General features: G+C 62.4%; 15 protein-coding genes. 7 read left to right on the forward strand and 8 right to left on the reverse strand.

Features of this window, described 5'->3' with window-relative positions:
- Positions 1 to 2: 2 nt before the first annotated feature.
- The 4 genes from TK06_RS25735 to dksA form a co-directional block, all read right to left on the reverse strand.
- Positions 3 to 2,957 carry a sensor histidine kinase gene (locus tag TK06_RS25735; RefSeq protein WP_161951744.1) on the reverse strand — a complete coding sequence of 985 codons (2,955 nt, stop codon included), beginning with the start codon at positions 2,955 to 2,957 and terminating at the stop codon, positions 3 to 5.
- Positions 2,941 to 3,117, reverse strand: coding sequence for a hypothetical protein (locus TK06_RS31280; RefSeq protein WP_003176118.1), 177 nt, complete (start codon positions 3,115 to 3,117; stop codon positions 2,941 to 2,943). Before TK06_RS31280 ends, TK06_RS25735 begins: the two co-directional genes overlap by 17 nt.
- A gap of 78 nt (positions 3,118 to 3,195) precedes the next feature.
- On the reverse strand, positions 3,196 to 4,077 hold the full coding sequence (gene gluQRS, locus TK06_RS25740) for a tRNA glutamyl-Q(34) synthetase GluQRS (protein ID WP_063324344.1): 882 nt from the start codon (positions 4,075 to 4,077) through the stop codon (positions 3,196 to 3,198).
- A gap of 154 nt (positions 4,078 to 4,231) precedes the next feature.
- A complete protein-coding gene (dksA, locus tag TK06_RS25745) occupies positions 4,232 to 4,675 on the reverse strand; it encodes an RNA polymerase-binding protein DksA (protein WP_003205639.1) in 444 nt (147 codons plus the stop codon).
- Between the two features lie 351 nt (positions 4,676 to 5,026).
- Here dksA and TK06_RS25750 point away from each other — a divergent pair, with 351 nt between their 5' ends.
- Both TK06_RS25750 and sfsA read left to right on the forward strand, forming a co-directional pair.
- On the forward strand, positions 5,027 to 6,199 hold the full coding sequence (locus tag TK06_RS25750; RefSeq protein ID WP_063324345.1) for a pyridoxal phosphate-dependent aminotransferase: 1,173 nt from the start codon (positions 5,027 to 5,029) through the stop codon (positions 6,197 to 6,199).
- Positions 6,199 to 6,945 (forward strand): DNA/RNA nuclease SfsA, encoded by a 747-nt coding sequence (gene sfsA / locus TK06_RS25755; protein WP_063324346.1) that lies wholly within the window; start codon positions 6,199 to 6,201, stop codon positions 6,943 to 6,945. The genes TK06_RS25750 and sfsA overlap by 1 nt, the downstream gene beginning before the upstream one ends.
- On the opposite strand, the gene TK06_RS25760 is transcribed toward sfsA, so the two are convergent.
- Complete coding sequence (locus TK06_RS25760) at positions 6,901 to 7,218, reverse strand: Rieske (2Fe-2S) protein (RefSeq protein WP_063324347.1); 318 nt, start codon at positions 7,216 to 7,218, stop codon at positions 6,901 to 6,903. The genes sfsA and TK06_RS25760 overlap by 45 nt on opposite strands.
- A 191-nt stretch (positions 7,219 to 7,409) precedes the next feature.
- On the opposite strand from TK06_RS25760, the gene TK06_RS25765 reads away from it, so the two are divergent.
- From TK06_RS25765 to TK06_RS25780, 4 genes are read left to right on the forward strand one after another with little or no spacing between them, the layout of a single operon-like run.
- Positions 7,410 to 8,288 (forward strand): heme/hemin ABC transporter substrate-binding protein, encoded by an 879-nt coding sequence (locus TK06_RS25765; RefSeq protein ID WP_063324348.1) that lies wholly within the window; start codon positions 7,410 to 7,412, stop codon positions 8,286 to 8,288.
- 50 nt (positions 8,289 to 8,338) lie between these two features.
- Positions 8,339 to 9,322: a FecCD family ABC transporter permease gene (locus tag TK06_RS25770; protein ID WP_203417449.1), complete on the forward strand. Its 984-nt coding sequence runs from the start codon at positions 8,339 to 8,341 to the stop codon at positions 9,320 to 9,322.
- Complete coding sequence (locus TK06_RS25775; RefSeq protein WP_063324350.1) at positions 9,322 to 10,089, forward strand: heme ABC transporter ATP-binding protein; 768 nt, start codon at positions 9,322 to 9,324, stop codon at positions 10,087 to 10,089. The genes TK06_RS25770 and TK06_RS25775 overlap by 1 nt, the downstream gene beginning before the upstream one ends.
- A 16-nt stretch (positions 10,090 to 10,105) precedes the next feature.
- Entirely contained in the window at positions 10,106 to 10,960 is an 855-nt protein-coding gene (locus TK06_RS25780; RefSeq protein WP_063324351.1) for a ChaN family lipoprotein, read from the forward strand.
- A 223-nt stretch (positions 10,961 to 11,183) separates the two neighbouring features.
- Here the strand turns inward: TK06_RS25780 and TK06_RS25785 are convergent, their stop codons facing one another.
- From TK06_RS25785 to TK06_RS25795, 3 genes are all read right to left on the reverse strand, one after another.
- Entirely contained in the window at positions 11,184 to 11,456 is a 273-nt protein-coding gene (locus tag TK06_RS25785; RefSeq protein WP_063324352.1) for a TfoX/Sxy family protein, read from the reverse strand.
- A 233-nt stretch (positions 11,457 to 11,689) separates the two neighbouring features.
- The gene (locus tag TK06_RS25790; RefSeq protein WP_063324353.1) at positions 11,690 to 12,031 is read right to left on the reverse strand and encodes a pentapeptide repeat-containing protein; all 342 of its coding nucleotides are present in this window, start codon (positions 12,029 to 12,031) and stop codon (positions 11,690 to 11,692) included.
- 87 nt (positions 12,032 to 12,118) lie between these two features.
- On the reverse strand, positions 12,119 to 13,675 hold the full coding sequence (locus tag TK06_RS25795; protein WP_063324354.1) for an AAA family ATPase: 1,557 nt from the start codon (positions 13,673 to 13,675) through the stop codon (positions 12,119 to 12,121).
- Positions 13,676 to 13,793: 118 nt separating this feature from the next.
- On the opposite strand from TK06_RS25795, the gene mrcB reads away from it, so the two are divergent.
- Complete coding sequence (gene mrcB, locus TK06_RS25800; protein WP_063324355.1) at positions 13,794 to 16,112, forward strand: penicillin-binding protein 1B; 2,319 nt, start codon at positions 13,794 to 13,796, stop codon at positions 16,110 to 16,112.
- Positions 16,113 to 16,116: the final 4 nt, after the last annotated feature.

The raw sequence follows: 16,116 nt of genomic DNA on the forward strand, positions 1-16,116 counted from the left end.
TCTCAGTTCACAGCGGACGTCGCTTCGACATGACGCGGCAAGGTCACCCGGATACGGGTGCCGCGTTGGCTCTGTACATCGGCCGGGCTGTCGATGGTGATTTGTCCATAATGCTCTTCAACGATGGAATAGACCAGTGCGAGGCCCAGACCGGTGCCTTCGCCAGGATCCTTGGTGGTGAAGAAAGGTTCGAACAATCGGTCCATGATGTTCTGTGGGATACCGCTGCCTTCGTCTTCGACGATCAGGTCGACCGTGTGTTCGAAGGCTTCACTCTTGACCCGCACCGCGCTGCCGGCCGGTGAGGCGTCGCGCGCATTGGATAGCAGGTTGATCAACACCTGGGCGAGCCGCTGGGGGTCGCCATCGACCCAGTGGTCCGGATCGCACAGGTTGAAGAATTGCACTTCGAAATTGCGTCGGTTGAGCGCCAGCAGACCAATGGCATCCTGGGCCACTTCGGCCAGGCAGACGGGCTCGTCGTTGTGCTGGTGACCGCCGGCATGGGCGAAGCTCATCAGCGACTGGACGATGCGCGACACACGCTTGGTCTGTTCGAGGATCTGGCCGCTGATTTCCGTCAGCTCGCCGTCGTCCTCGCGTTCTTCGCGCAGGTTCTGCGCCAGGCAAGCGATGCCGGTGATCGGGTTGCCGATTTCGTGGGCCACCCCGGCGGCCAGCCGGCCGATGCTTGCCAGTCGTTCGGAGTGGACCAGTTTGTCTTCGAGCATCTGGGTATCGGTCAGGTCTTCGACCAGCAGCACCAGGCCGCTGTTACCGGGTGCCAACGGCTCGTCGATCGCGGCCTTGTGCAGGTTCAGCCAACGGGTCTGGCCGTCGAGGGCCAGGTGCTGTTTGTGCAAGTGCTCGTCCGGCAGGTCGATGAAACCTTGCAATAAGCCTTTCCACGGCTCGCCCAGGGTGCTCAGGCGTGAACCGACCACGCGCTGGGCGGCGATCCCGGTGAGTTCTTCCATGGCTTTGTTCCACATCAGGATTTCCTGGTCCTTGGCCAGGGAGCACACGCCCATTGGTAGTTCCTGCAGGGTCTGGCGATGGTAACGGCGCAAGGCGTCCAGTTCGGCGGCCAGGCCCGTGAGGCGCGAGTGGTAATCCTCGAGGCGGCTCTCGATGAAGTGGATGTCTTCGGTGACGTAGTTTTCGCCGCCGGCCTTGTAGGGCAGGAACGTCTCGACCATGTCCTGGGCCACGCTGGGGCCCATCAGGCCGGACAGGTTGGCTTCGATCCGGTCGCGCAGGCGACGCAGGGCATACGGGCGACGTTCATCGAAAGGCAGGTAGAGGTCTCGCAGGGCCTGTTCGACTTCCTTTTGCGCGGCCTTGGCGCCCAAGGGCTTGGCCAGTTGCGTGGCGAATTCCTGGGGCGAGGCGGCGTGCAGTTCGCGACGCTGCGGGCGGCGGACATTGTCCACCGCGCAAGCTTCGGCGGCGCTGGCCTCTTCGCTGCTGGCGTTGGTGAACAGCGAGATCAGGGTGAACATCAGCACGTTCGCCGCCAGGGAGGCGATGGCCGCCATATGCCAACTGGTGTCGTCGAGCACGTAGATCATGTTCAGCAGCGGAATATAGAAGCCCTGCAGGTTGCCCATCAGCGGCAACAGCATCGCGACCAGCCACACCAGGATCCCTGCCAGCAGGCCGGCGATGAAGCCGCGGCGGTTGGCGGTCGGCCAATACAGCACCGACAGTACCCCGGGCAGGAACTGCAAGGTGGCCACGAAGGCGACGATGCCCAGGTTGGCCAGGTCCTGCCCCTCACCCAGCATCAGGTAGAAACCGTAGCCGGCCATGATGATCGCGACGATCAGCGCCCGCCGTGTCCACTTCAGCCAGCGGTAGATATTGCCTTCGGCCGGTGGCTGGTAGAGCGGCAGCACCAGGTGGTTGAGGGCCATGCCCGACAATGCCAGCGTGGTGACGATGATCAAGCCGCTGGCCGCCGACAGGCCGCCGACATACGCCAGCAACGCCAGGGCCTTGCTGTTGGCGGCGATGCCGATGCCCAGGGTGAAATATTCCGGATTGGTACTGGCGCCCAGCTTCAAGCCGGCCCAGAGGATCAGCGGTACCGCCAGGCTCATCAGTAGCAGGAACAGCGGCAGGCCCCAACTGGCGCTGACCAGCGAGCGCGGGTTGAGGTTTTCGGTAAACGTCATGTGGTACATGTGCGGCATCACGATGGCCGATGCGAAGAACACCAGCAACAGCGTGCGCCATGGGCCTTCCTGCAACGGTGTGTGCAGGGCGGCGAGGGCCGTCTGGTTCTGCAACAGCCAAATTTCCAGCTGTTGCGGGCCATCGAACACGCCATACAGGGCATAGAGACCGACACCACCGATGGCGATCAGCTTGATCACCGATTCGAAAGCGATGGCGAACACCAGGCCTTCGTGTTTCTCCCGCGTGGCGATGTGTCGGGAACCGAAGAAAATCGTGAACAGGATGATCAGTACGCAGAAGCTCAGCGCCACCCGGTGCTGCACCGGCTCGCGGGTCAGGATGCTGATGGAGTCGGCCACGGCCTGGATCTGCAGGGCCAGCAGCGGCAATACCCCGACCAGCATGAAGATCGTGGTCAGCGCGCCGGCCCAGGTGCTGCGAAAACGAAAGGCGAACAGGTCGGCCAGCGACGACAGTTGGTAGGTGCGGGTGATTTTCAGGATCGGGTAGAGCAACACCGGCGCCAGCAGGAACGCCCCTGACACCCCCAGGTAACTGGAGAGGAAACCATAGCCGTACTGGTAGGCCAGCCCGACCGTGCCATAGAACGCCCATGCGCTGGCATAGACACCCAGCGACAGGGTGTAGGTCAGCGGGTGGCGGATGATCGCCCGGGGGATCATGCCTCGTTCGCTGATCCAGGCTACGCCGAACAGCACTGCCAGGTAGGCGGCGCTGATCAGGACCATCTGGGTCAGGCTAAAGCTCATCGGCATCTTTTTGGCTCTGCAGGATGAAGGTCACGACAATCAGGATCAGCCAGAGCAGATACGGCCGATACCAGGCACCCGTGGCATCGATCCACCAATCCATGATGGCCGGGGAGAACAGATAAATCCCCACTACCAGGAGCAGGACCAAGCGATAGATATACATCCCGGCCTCTCTAATTTATGCGCGTGCCCAAAAAACGTGCGGCGATGGTAACGGATGGGCGCCAAGCTGCAAGGGCCGTCAACGTATTTGCGCTTCGGGCAGGCTCAGTGTGCGCGGGATCTTGCCTGCATCCCAGTGGCGAATGCCCCAAGCCAGCAGTTCCCGTGGGCTGGCGTCGACCAGTTCGAGGCCCGGTTGCTGGCCCAGTGCGCGCAACGCCCGTAACAGCAATGGCGTGGCCTGATCGGCCGCCAGGGGCGGTGAGCGGTAGGATTTACCGAGCTTGTGCCCGTCGGGTTGGGTGATCAGCGGCACGTGCAGGTAACGCGGTTGCGGCAACCCGAGCAGTTCTTGCAGATAGAGCTGGCGCGGCGTGGAGTCCAGGAGGTCGGCGCCGCGCACGATATCGGTCACCCCTTGCCAGGCATCGTCCAGGACCACGGCCAATTGATAGGCGTAGAGCCCGTCGCGGCGGCGGATCACGAAGTCGCCGACCTCACGGCCCAGGTGCTGGCGGAACTCGCCCTGGACCCGGTCGGTGAAATGGTACTCAAGCTCGGGGACGCGCAGACGGATGGCGGCGTCCTCGGTGCCGTGCCCGGCATTGCGGCACAGCCCTGGATAAATGCCCTGGTACGCTTCCAGTTGTTTGCGCGAACAGGTGCAGGCGTAGGCCAGGCCTTGGCTGAACAATCGGTTGATGACTTGATCATAGGCGTCATGGCGTTCGCTCTGGCGAACCATCTCGCCGTCCCATTCGAACCCGTAGCTTTCCAGTGCCTTGAGAATCGCCGCTTGCGCGCCCGGTTCTTCCCGGGGCGGATCGAGGTCTTCCATGCGCAGCAACCAACGCCCGCCCATGGCGCGGGCATCCAGGTACGACGCCAGTGCGGCGACCAGTGAGCCGAAGTGCAAGTGGCCGCTGGGGGTGGGGGCGAAGCGTCCGATGTAGGCAGTCATAGGGCGAATGTTACTGGGTCCGGGCGGTGGGCATGCAATCTCGACAACAAAGCATATCCCCTGTGGGAGCGAGCAGGTTTTTCAGACTTGGAGAAAATATCGGAAACAAAAAACGGAGCGTATGAACGCTCCGTTTCGGTGACAGCGCCGGCGATTACTTGCCGACCTGTTTTTCCTTGATTTCCGCCAAGGTCTTGCAGTCGATGCACAGATCGGCCGTCGGGCGGGCTTCCAGGCGGCGAATGCCGATCTCGATGCCGCAGGACTCGCACCAACCGTATTCTTCGTCTTCGATCAGCTGCAGGGTCTTGTCGATTTTCTTGATGAGCTTGCGCTCGCGATCACGGGCACGCAGCTCGAGGCTGAACTCTTCTTCCTGGCTGGCACGGTCGGCCGGGTCGGGGAAGTTGGCCGCTTCGTCTTTCATGTGATCCACGGTGCGGTCGACTTCCTGCATCAAATCCTGTTTCCACTTGTTCAGGATCTTGGTGAAGTGCGCGCGCATGGGGGCGCCCATGTACTCTTCGCCAGCTTGCGGGACGTAAGGCTCAAACCCGCTGAGCGACTGATTTTGATTTTGCTTTGCTTGGGTGGGCATGAATGGACCGCCTCTACTCTTGTAATCCACTACGCAGGATTGCTCCATCACCGACACCTGCCGGCCCTGCGGCTGCAAGCGGGCGAACTTACCAGATCAAATCGGGCCGCGCTACTCCCGGTTGTCGAGCCTGCGGCGGCCGGGGCTTGTAAAACATGGCCGGGTTCGCTTCGGTGGGGATTTAAACCTGCTCAATGCTTGATTCTAGTCAAGCCTGGGCCAATCGCGGGAGTCATTTCCTGCAATCCACGGGCTCAGACCATTTGTGGTTCGCACCTGTTCCCGCAGTTGTTTCTGACTTGGCTGGATAGTTGGGTAGAATCGGTTCTTTTTTCCCCTGAAGGAAGGCCAATGGCTCAGCCCTACAGTGCGCGCAGCCGCGCCATCGAACCTTTCCATGTGATGGCGTTGCTGGCCCGTGCCAACGAACTGCAGGCCGCCGGGCATGACGTCATCCACCTGGAGATCGGCGAACCGGACTTCACCACCGCCGAGCCAATCATCCAGGCCGGCCAGGCCGCGCTGGCGGCGGGCAAGACCCGTTACACCGCGGCCCGTGGCATTCCAGAACTGCGCGAGGCCATCGCCGGTTTCTACGGCCAGCGTTATGGGGTGGAGATTGACCCCCGGCGCATCCTCGTGACCCCGGGCGGGTCCGGCGCGTTGCTGCTGGCCAGCGCTTTGTTGGTGGACCCAGGCAAGCATTGGCTGCTGGCCGACCCCGGTTATCCGTGCAACCGTCATTTCCTGCGCCTGGTCGAAGGGGCGGCGCAATTGGTGCCGGTGGGGCCCGAGGTGCGTTACCAATTGACGCCAGACCTGGTGAACCGCCATTGGGACCAGGACAGCGTCGGTGCGTTGGTGGCCTCACCGGCCAACCCGACCGGGACGATTCTCACCCGGGACGAATTGGCTGGGCTGTCCAAGGTCATCAAGGGCCATAACGGCCATCTGGTGGTGGACGAGATCTATCATGGCCTGACCTACGGCACCGACGCCGCCAGCGTGCTGGAAGTCGATGACGATGCCTTTGTCCTTAACAGTTTCTCCAAGTATTTCGGCATGACCGGCTGGCGACTTGGCTGGCTGGTGGCCCCTTCGGCGGCTGTCGGCGAGCTGGAAAAGCTCGCGCAGAACCTCTACATCAGTGCGCCGAGCATGGCCCAGTACGCCGCCCTGGCCTGTTTCGAGCCGGCGACCATCGAGATCTTCGAACAGCGGCGGGCCGAGTTTGCTCGGCGCCGTGACTTTCTACTGCCGGCCTTGCGTGAATTGGGCTTCGGTATTGCGGTGGAGCCGGAAGGGGCGTTTTACCTCTATGCCGACATCAGTGCGTTCGGCGGCGATGCCTTTGCGTTCTGCCAGCACTTCCTGGAAACCGAACACGTGGCCTTCACGCCGGGCCTGGATTTCGGTCGCCATCAGGCCGGTCACCACGTGCGCTTCGCCTACACCCAGAGCCTGCCGCGGCTGGAGGAAGCGGTGGCACGAATCGAACGTGGACTACGGAGCTGGCAAGGCTGATGCAATTTTCCCCTGCGTTGGAAGAAGGTCGCCTGATTCGACGTTACAAGCGTTTTCTCGCCGATATCGAGACCGTTCATGGCGAACTGCTCACTATTCACTGCCCTAACACCGGCTCGATGCTCAATTGCATGGCTGAAGGCGCGCGTGTCTGGTTCAGTCGCTCCAGCGATCCCAAGCGCAAGTTGCCCGGCACCTGGGAAATTGGCGAAACCCCTCAAGGGCGGCTTGCCTGCATCAATACCGCGCGGGCCAACGCGTTGATCGAAGAAGCCTTGCGCGCCGGGGTCATCAGCGAGCTGAACGGGTTTACCGGGCTCAAGCGTGAAGTGGCTTATGGGGTGGAAAACAGCCGTATCGATTTTCGCCTGGACTACGACCACGGCTCGGCCTGGGTCGAAGTCAAAAGTGTCACGCTGGGGTTCGATGGCACGAATGTGGCGGCGTTTCCCGATGCGGTGACCCTGCGCGGGGCCAAGCACCTGAGGGAGCTCGCCTGCCTGGCCCGGGACGGTGTGCGGGCGGTGCAGTTGTATTGTGTGAACCTGAGCGGCATCGAAGCGGTGCGCCCGGCACAGGAAATCGACCCGGTATACGCCGCTGCGCTGCGTGATGCGGTGGCGGCGGGTGTGGAGGTGCTGGCCTACGGGGTCACGCTGACGCCCGAGCAGATGTGGGTGGATCGCGGGTTGCCGGTGCTGCTAGAGCTCGACCCAGATGCCTTGCTCGTCCTCCCGGCTGTCTAGGGCAGCGAGGAACCGACCAGCGCAGGGGCCCGCCACGCATTCGCCACTTTCTATCAGGAACAGCGCGCCGTGGGTGGCGCACTGGATCAGGCTGGCGCTGGGGTCGAGGAACTGGTCCGGTTGCCATTCCAGTGGCACGCCCCGGTGCGGGCAGCGGTTGAGATAGGCATAGACCTGGCCGGCGCGTCGCACGGCCAGTACTTTGCGCCCATCGAGGTCGAAACCGCGACTGCCGTTGTCGGGCAGTTCGACGGCGGTACAAAGAAACTTCATGTGTGTCTCTATATGTCTGACGGAGTGAGGCTCTGCGGGAACGAGCTTGCTCGCACATGGGCTTCATGTAGCAAAAGATCCACCCTTGACGGTCAAATGAAAACAATTATCAAATGGCGTCTCCTTCGCAGGTGATTGAGGATACTTGCCCGGCCCGCTCCTGCGAAAAACTTCTTTGAGGAAGCTGCCCGATGCGCCTGAACATCCGCGTTGTTGCGCTCTGTGTCGCACTGTTGGTCAACCAGGGAACCAGCGCGGCTGAATCGCCGCAACGTTGGGTCAGCGCCGGCGGCGCCGTGTCGGAGTGGGTCAGTGTGCTGGGGGGCGAGTCGAAACTGGTGGGTGTGGACACCACCAGCCAGCATCCTGAATCCTTGCGAGCCTTGCCCAGTGTTGGCTATCAGCGACAGCTGTCGGCGGAGGGCGTGCTGAGCCTGCGTCCGCAGATCCTGGTGGGCACCGAGGAAATGGGGCCACCGCCCGTGTTGGCGCAAATTCGCAGCGCCGGTGTGCAGGTCGAACTGTTCTCGGCTACACCAGACCTGTTGGCCCTGCAGGGCAATCTGCGGCACTTGGGACAATTGCTGGGGGCTGAGGCCGAGGCGGCGCGGTTGTTCGACCTTTATCAAAAACAACTCATTCAGCAACAGGCCCGGGTGGCCGCGGCCCAGCGCAAGCAAAAGGCCCCTGGCGTATTGCTGTTGGTGGGCAGTTCCGGCGGCAAGCCACTGGTCGCCGGTAAGGGCACTTCGGCTGATTGGCTGTTACAGCAGGCCGGCGGTCATAACCTGGCGACCCACAACGGCTACAAGTCTTTTTCCGTGGAAACCCTGGCCGGCCTGAATCCGCAAGTGCTGGTCTTTGCTGACCGTGCCTTGAGCGGTGAAGAAGCGCGTGCGGCGCTGTTCAGGGAAAACCCGATTCTTTCCTCGACCCAGGCCGCCAGGGACGGGCGCGTCATTGAGCTTGATCCGACGCTGTTGGTAGGCGGATTGGGCCCGCGGTTGCCACAAAGCCTGGTGACACTGACGGCGGGCTTCTATCCGGCTGCGTCGGCCACGGCGCCATGACCTCGTTGGTCAAGCCACGCACCTTGTTCATTGGCCTGGGCCTGCTGTGTCTGCTGGCAACCTGGCTGTCCCTGGCCCTGGGGCCGGTGAGCTTGCCGCTGCTCGACACCTTGCGCGCCGCCTTGCGCCTGTTGGGCTTGCCGGTGGCGGCCGATGGCCTGGAGCAGGCCGAACTGATCCTCGGCCAGATCCGTTTGCCACGTACCTTGCTGGGGTTGGCGGTGGGCGGGGTGTTGGCGTTGTCCGGTGTGGCGATGCAAGGACTGTTTCGCAACCCACTGGCGGACCCGGGGTTGGTGGGCGTGTCCAGCGGTGCGGCACTGGGTGCCGCGTTCGCCATTGTCGGTGGCACGGCGCTGGGTGGGTTGCCCGAAGCCTTTGGTCCCTACGTGTTGTCGTTGTGTGCATTCCTTGGCGGGCTCGGCGTTACGGCGTTGGTCTATCGTTTCGGGCGACGCAACGGCCAGACCCATGTCGCGACGATGCTCCTGGCCGGTATTGCCCTGACCGCGCTATCCGGTTCGGCCGTCGGTCTGTTTACCTACCTGGCGGATGACGCGACCCTGCGCACCCTGACGTTCTGGAACCTGGGCAGTCTCAACGGCGCCAGCTATGCGCGGTTGTGGCCGCTGTTGCTGGTCAGTGCCGCAGTGGCGCTCTGGCTGCCACGCCGGGCCAGGGCACTCAATGCGCTGTTGCTAGGGGAGTCCGAGGCTGCCCACCTGGGCGTTAACGTCGAAAGCCTCAAGCGTGAACTGGTGTTTTGTACGGCCTTGGGGGTTGGCGCGGCGGTGGCGGCTGCGGGCATGATCGGCTTCGTCGGGCTGGTAGTGCCGCATCTGGTGCGGCTGGTGGCCGGCCCCGATCACCGTGTGTTGCTGCCTGCTTCGGTGTTGGCGGGCGCAAGCCTGCTACTGTTCGCCGATCTGGTGGCACGCCTGGCATTGGCCCCTGCGGAATTGCCGATCGGCATTGTCACGGCCTTCATCGGCGCGCCGTTCTTCCTTTATCTATTGGTGCGAGGGCGCGCCTGATGCTGCGAGCGCAGAACCTGCACATTCAACGTGGCCGCAAGACGGTGCTGGCGGACGTCGATCTCGCGCTCAACCCTGGTGAAGTACTCGGAGTGCTTGGGCCCAACGGCGCAGGTAAAAGTACTTTGCTGGCGGGCCTGTGCGGCGAACTGCGCCCGGCCCAAGGGCAGGTCTGGCTCGATGATCGGCCACTGGCCCAGTGGCAGGGGGCCGAGCGCGCCCGGCGCCTGGCAGTCTTGCCGCAGTCCTCGACCCTGGATTTCGCCTTCCGTGTCGAGGAAGTCGTCGGCATGGGGCGCCTGCCGCACCAGAGTGGTCGAGTGCGCGATGAGCAAATCGTCGCCTCGGCGCTGCAAGTGGCAGACGCTGCGCATCTGCACGGCCGCAGTTACCTGGCGTTGTCCGGCGGCGAACGTCAGCGGGTGCATCTGGCCCGGGTGTTGGTGCAGTTGTGGCCAGGTGAAACGGGGCAAACCCTGTTGTTGGATGAGCCGACCTCGATGCTCGATCCGCTGCATCAGCACACCATCCTCCAGGCGGTGCGTGAGTTCGCCAGTCGCGGCGCTGCGGTGTTGGTGATCCTGCATGACCTGAACCTGGCGGCGCGTTACTGTGATCGCCTGTTGCTGCTCGCGTCCGGTCGGCCAGTGGCCCTGGACACGCCCCGGCACGTGCTGCGCCCGGAACCGCTCAAGGCGGTGTTTGGCCTGGAGGTGCTGGTGCAAGACCATCCGGAGCGCGGGCATCCATTGATCATTGCCCGCTGAGGGCGCCCTGGAGGATATGGACGTGCGCCTGCTTCTGATTCTGGCATTGAGTGTACTGACGGCGTGTCAGAGCATCGCACCGCCCCCACTCGGCGGACGAATCCGTGATTTGCACAATGACCAGGCCGTGACACCCCAGGCATTGGTCGAACGTTTGGCAACGGCGCCCCGGGTGGTGGTGGGGGAGCGGCACGACAATCGCGATCACCACGCACTGCAGGTCTGGCTGCTCCAGGCCCTGGCCGGGCAGCGGGCCCAGGGCAGCCTGTTGCTGGAAATGCTCACCCCCGCCCAGCAACCACGCGTTGATTCGGTCCGCCAGTTACCCACCTTGCCGAAGGACCTGCCCGGCGCACTGGACTGGTCGCCGGGCTGGGATTGGAGCTTGTATGGCCCCGTCGTCGAGTTTGCCCTGGCGCAACGTTATCCGTTGTTGGCCGCCAATCTGGACGCCGCCGAGATCCAGCGTTTCTATCGACAAGCCCCTAGCTTGATGGGCACTCGCTCCAATGCAGCCACTGTGAAGGATGAGTTGTTGGGGCAAATCCGTGAATCCCACTGCGGTTTGCTGCCCGAGTCGCAAATGCCGGCGATGCTGGCCGTGCAGCAGCAGCGTGACCGGCGCATGGCCGAACGCTTGTTGCAAGCGCCGACACCGGCACTGTTGTTCGCCGGTGCCTGGCATGCGCGCAAGGATGTCGGTGTGCCGATGCACGCGTTGGATCTTGGCGCCAGTGAGGCACCCATCGTCTTGATGCTGGCCGAGGAGGGCAGCGAGGTGACGTCGGCCATGGCGGATTACGTGTGGTACACGCCGGCCGTGCCGCCACAGGATTACTGCGCGCAGATGCGCGAACACGCCGGGAAGTGATTTTCTACAGGCAAAAAAAGACCCGGCAAAAGCCGGGTCAAATAACCGTGATTAGCCTGATGAGGAGATATCTGAGAGTCCGAACCAAGGGCTGTTCAAATATCGACCAGTCTCGCGACCGGATGTGCTAATCATAGCGATTCTCATTACCATGTCAAACATTGTTTTACGATTCACCGAAATAACCGCGCGACCAGGGTTCGCGCTGGAAACGAAAGGGGCGTCAGGTCTTATGGCGCATTGAAATGGCGTCCAGCTGCTTATTCAGGGCTTCTTTGCGCTCGGCGGGGATGTCATTCCAATGCACATCCATCAACGCGCCCTCGATGGCGTACAGCAACACCTTGGAGGCCCGGAAGCCCCGAGTGCGTACGGCGCGATAGGCGTCCACCGCGCCAAGCCGGCGTAGATCCGAGGCACTGTGAATGCCCACGGCGTGCAGCCACTGGGCTGATGTCTTGCCCAGATTCTTCAGATGTTGCAGTTCATCATTCATCGAGCCTCCTTGCGAATGGCCGATTGGTGCAGTGGGCAAGCTTCTGAGCAGTGTAGCGGTCAGTAGGAAAAGCGTGATTGTTTGGTCGGATTCGACGCAAAAGCTTCTAATGCATTACGCACGATGGGGTGGGAAAAGGCTGCAAACTACATGCTCCAGCGCAAGCGGGGGCGCTGGAGGTCCATTTCAGTCTGTGGCGGTTCCGCTCGCTGGCCGACCCGCTTCAAACAGGTTCAGCGAGTGCGGTAGCGCAACCGGGTGCCGAAGTTCATCGACATCAGGATCTCGTCCGCAGACAGCTCCGGCGGGAAGTAGGCACCGGAGATTTGCGCGTGGGCCAGGCTCGCGCCTTCCAGTGACGACTTGCGAAAATCGATGCCACGCAGATCGGCGGAGCGGAAGTAGGCGTCGCTGAAGTCAACGTCGTCCGCATTCAGTTCCCGCAGATCAAGGCCGCGAAAGTCGCCACCACGCATGTCGACCGGACCTTGTGGGCGTTCGCTGTTGAACCCGGCGATATCGTCTTTGCGTAGCAAGGCATACAGCGGGGTGTTGAGAAGCTTGGGAAGGCTCATTTCATATCACCTGTTGGTTTTATGACGCCAGTATAGTGCCACTATTTGTCGGCCGTGAAGCCGGGCATCGCTTCACGGCCGAAATAGTTACAGGCCTGGCAGGCGCTGGCGGATCTGCGCGACCACGATGTCGAGTGTGCCGCTTTCGTTGGTTTGGACCCGTTTGCTGCAGAGAATTTCCGCCGGGGTCAGGGCTTCACGGCTGGACTGTTGGGCGGCAATGACTGCCAGATTCGCATCGGAGGGGTCTTTCTGGTCGGCCTGACGTTGTGCCAGGCGGCTTTCGATGACCGCTTGCGGCGCATTGCAGTCGAGGATCAGGAACGGAGCACCGGTGGCTTCGGCGATTTTCGCTGCTGCGTCGCGTTGATCGCGCTTGAGGTAAGTGGCATCGATCACCACCGGGAAGCCGGCGCGCAGGATCACCGCGGCGATTTCATGCAGGCGGGCGTAGGTAGCGCTGCTGGCGTCGCTGCTATAAATGCCGGCCTGTGGATCGTTGGGTACTTGTTGCTGGCCGAACAGACGCTTGCGCTCCACGTCCGAACGCAGGCGAATGGCGCCCAGCGCCTCTACCAGGCGCATCGCGACATGGCTTTTGCCGACGGCCGAGACACCGTGGGTGATGGCCAGGAAGCGCGAAGGAATGGTGCTGTAGCTTTCGGCCAGGTTGGCGTAGTTGCGGTACTGGCGCAGGGTGGTGGCGCGCTGCACCGGATCGGCTTCGGCCGGCATGCTGAACAGCGCAACTTTTGCCCGGACCAGGGCACGATAGGCTTTATAGAAGTTCAGCAGCTCCAGGCCCTGGTAGTCACCGGTCAGTTCCAGGTACTGGCTGACGAAGCGCCGTGCCAGCGATTTCAGACCGCGGTCCTCCAGGTCCATCGCCAGGAATGCGGTGTCGGCATAGACGTCGGTGAAACGGAACGGCTCGTTGAACTCGATGCAGTCGAAAATCACCACCTTGCCGTCGATCACGGTGGCGTTGCCCAGGTGGATATCACCGTGGCATTCGCGGATGAAGCCTTCGGCCTTGCGTTGGGTGAACAGCGGCTTGAGGCGTTCGAAACTGCTTTCGGCCCAGGCTTGCAGGGCTTCGAGTTGCAACAGGTCGGCCTTGTCGTTGAGGAACGGGCGGATCTGTTCGAAGTTCTGCAGCACCGGTGCCATCACGCTTTGCGGGGTGCCGGCGTCGTTTTCGGCGGGCACCTTGGGCGTGGCGAGGTGGAATTGGGCGATCTGCGCGGCCATCTCGTCGATGTGCGCGGTGGTCAGTTCGCCGTTGGCTTGCAGCGTGCTGAGCAGTTCGCTCTGCGGGAACTGACGCATCTTCAGGGCATACTCGATGGCCGGGCCGTCGCCACCCAGCTGCGGCGCTTCGGCGCTGCCGGTAATGGGTAGGACGTCCAGGTACAGGTCCTGGGTCAGGCGCTGGTTGAGGCGCAACTCCTCACCACAGAAGTGCTTGCGCGCCTCGAGGCTGGTGAAGTCGAGGAAGCCGAAGTTGACCGGTTTTTTGAATTTGTAGGCGTATGGCCCAGTGAGCAATACCCAGGAAATGTGGGTCTCGATGACCTGGAACCCTTCGACGGGATGCGGGTAGAGGGCCGGGTTTTGCAGGGCAGCGATCAGGGATTGGCTCACGGGCGGTCCTTCATAGACTGGAAAAATTCAGGCCGTCATTATGGCCGCAAGCCGCGCTAACGCAAACCGCGTGGAGGGCTCATGTTGAACCCCGACAAAGTGCGTATAATCCGCCGCCATGACTCGTACCCGATCCCCCCGTACCCCCAAGAAACCACCCGCCAGCCGCCTGCGGCCCTGGCTGGGCTGGGCCCTTAAACTCAGCCTGGTGGGCCTCGTCGTGCTCGCCGGTTTTGCGGTCTATCTCGATGCCGTGGTCCAGGAGAAGTTCTCCGGCAAGCGCTGGACCATTCCGGCCAAGGTCTATGCCCGGCCGCTGGAGCTGTTCGTCGGACAAAAGCTGAGCAAGGATGATTTCCTGACCGAGCTCGATGCCTTGGGTTATCGCCGTGAAAGCGTGGCCAATGGTCCGGGCGCGGCCTCGGTCAATGGCAATACCATCGACCTCAATACCCGTGGCTTCCAGTTCTATGAGGGCATGGAGCAGGCACAACCGGTGCGGGTGCGTTTTTCCGGCGATTATGTCGCTGCGCTGACCGGCGCCAACAACGCAAGCCTGTCGGTGGTGCGCCTTGAGCCGCTGCTCATTGGTGGCCTGTACCCCAAGAACCTCGAAGACCGGATCCTGATCAAGATCGACCAGGTGCCGCCGTTCCTGCTCGATACGCTGATCGCCGTCGAAGACCGCGACTTCTACCATCACTTCGGCGTCTCGCCCAAGTCGATTGCCCGGGCCGTCTGGGTCAATACCTCCTCGGGCCACATGCGCCAGGGCGGCAGCACGCTGACCCAACAGTTGGTCAAGAACTTCTACCTGACCAACGAACGCAGCCTGACCCGCAAGCTCACCGAAGCCATGATGGCGTTGTTGCTGGAGCTGCACTACGACAAGCAGGAGATCCTGGAGGCATACCTCAACGAGGTATTTATCGGCCAGGACGGTCAACGGGCGGTGCACGGTTTCGGCCTCGCCAGCCAGTTCTTCTTCAGCCAACCGCTGTCCGAGCTCAAGTTGCATCAGGTGGCGTTGTTGGTGGGCATGGTCAAGGGACCGTCTTCCTATAACCCGCGTCGTAATCCGGAACGCGCCCTCGAACGGCGCAACCTGGTGCTCGACCTGCTGCAACAACAGGGTGTGGCGACGGCCGAGCAAGTCGAGGCGGCGAAAAAGATGCCGTTAGGCGTGACCAAGCGTGGCAGCCTGGCAGACAGTTCGTTCCCCGGTTTCATGGACCTGGTCAAGCGTCAGCTGCGGGAAGACTACCGCGACGAAGACTTGACCGAAGAAGGCCTGCGCATCTTCACCAGTTTCGACCCGATCCTGCAGATGAAAGCCGAAGCCTCGGTCGAGGACACCTTCAAGCGACTGGGTGGGCGCAAGGGCGCTGACGAAGTCGAAGCGGCCATGGTGGTGACCAACCCGGAAACCGGCGAAGTCCAGGCCATGATCGGCAGCCGGCAGGCCAGTTTCGCCGGTTTCAACCGGGCGCTGGATGCGGTGCGCCCGATTGGCTCGCTGATCAAGCCGGCGGTGTACCTCACCGCCCTGGAAAAGCCGAGCCAATACACGTTGACCAGCTGGCTGTCGGACGAGACGTTCTCGGTCAAGGGGGCCGATGGCCAGGTCTGGAAACCGCAGAACTATGATCGTCGTTCCCACGGCACGGTGTTCCTGTACCAGGGGCTGGCGCATTCCTACAACCTGTCGACGGCTCGCCTCGGACTTGAGGTCGGCGTCCCGAACGTACTCAAGACCTTGGCGCGCCTGGGGGTGAGTCGCGAACTCCCGGCGTTCCCATCGATGTTGTTGGGGGCCGGTGGCCTAACGCCGATCGAAGTGGCGGCCATGTACCAGACGCTGGCCAACGGCGGTTTCAATACGCCGATGCGCGGGATTCGCAGTGTGCTAACCGCCGATGGCGAGCCGCTCAAGCGTTATCCGTTCCAGATCCAGCAGCGTTTCGATCCGGCCTCCATTTACCTGATCCAGAGCGCGATGCAGCGGGTCATGCGTGAAGGCACCGGCAGTTCGGTCTATAACGTGCTGCCCCGGACCCTGACCCTGGCGGGCAAGACCGGCACCAGTAACGACTCGCGCGACAGTTGGTTCGCCGGCTTCAGCCAGGACCTGCTGGCGGTGGTCTGGCTCGGACGTGATGACAACGGCAAGACCCCATTCACCGGTGCTACCGGTGCGCTGCAGGTCTGGACCAGTTTCATGCGCAAGGCCGACCCGCTGCCGCTGGACATGCCGCAACCGGACAACATCGTCCAGGCGTGGGTCGATTCGCGCACGGGGCAAGGCTCCGATGCCAATTGCCCGGGCGCTGTGCAGATGCCGTATATTCGCGGCAGCGAACCGCCACCTGGTGCTGCCTGTGGCGGCACGAATCCCGCCGAATCGGTGATGGATTGGGTCAAGGACTGGATGAATTAAGCAA

It is taken from the genome of Pseudomonas fluorescens, assembly GCF_001623525.1.
GTDB classification, from domain to species: Bacteria; Pseudomonadota; Gammaproteobacteria; order Pseudomonadales; family Pseudomonadaceae; genus Aquipseudomonas; species Aquipseudomonas fluorescens_Q.

What these genes read in the sequence shown, in the direction of transcription:
- dksA (WP_003205639.1), bottom strand. Translation starts at nt 4,675, where the DNA reads ATGCCCACCCAAGCAAAGCAAAATCAAAATCAGTCGCTCAGCGGGTTT.
- TK06_RS25750 (WP_063324345.1), top strand. Translation starts at nt 5,027, where the DNA reads ATGGCTCAGCCCTACAGTGCGCGCAGCCGCGCCATCGAACCTTTCCAT.
- mrcB (WP_063324355.1), top strand. Translation starts at nt 13,794, where the DNA reads ATGACTCGTACCCGATCCCCCCGTACCCCCAAGAAACCACCCGCCAGC.
- TK06_RS25785 (WP_063324352.1), bottom strand. Translation starts at nt 11,456, where the DNA reads ATGAATGATGAACTGCAACATCTGAAGAATCTGGGCAAGACATCAGCC.
- TK06_RS25760 (WP_063324347.1), bottom strand. Translation starts at nt 7,218, where the DNA reads ATGAAGTTTCTTTGTACCGCCGTCGAACTGCCCGACAACGGCAGTCGC.
- TK06_RS25780 (WP_063324351.1), top strand. Translation starts at nt 10,106, where the DNA reads ATGGACGTGCGCCTGCTTCTGATTCTGGCATTGAGTGTACTGACGGCG.
- gluQRS (WP_063324344.1), bottom strand. Translation starts at nt 4,077, where the DNA reads ATGACTGCCTACATCGGACGCTTCGCCCCCACCCCCAGCGGCCACTTG.
- sfsA (WP_063324346.1), top strand. Translation starts at nt 6,199, where the DNA reads ATGCAATTTTCCCCTGCGTTGGAAGAAGGTCGCCTGATTCGACGTTAC.
- TK06_RS25790 (WP_063324353.1), bottom strand. Translation starts at nt 12,031, where the DNA reads ATGAGCCTTCCCAAGCTTCTCAACACCCCGCTGTATGCCTTGCTACGC.
- TK06_RS25735 (WP_161951744.1), bottom strand. Translation starts at nt 2,957, where the DNA reads ATGCCGATGAGCTTTAGCCTGACCCAGATGGTCCTGATCAGCGCCGCC.
- TK06_RS31280 (WP_003176118.1), bottom strand. Translation starts at nt 3,117, where the DNA reads ATGTATATCTATCGCTTGGTCCTGCTCCTGGTAGTGGGGATTTATCTG.
- TK06_RS25765 (WP_063324348.1), top strand. Translation starts at nt 7,410, where the DNA reads ATGCGCCTGAACATCCGCGTTGTTGCGCTCTGTGTCGCACTGTTGGTC.
- TK06_RS25775 (WP_063324350.1), top strand. Translation starts at nt 9,322, where the DNA reads ATGCTGCGAGCGCAGAACCTGCACATTCAACGTGGCCGCAAGACGGTG.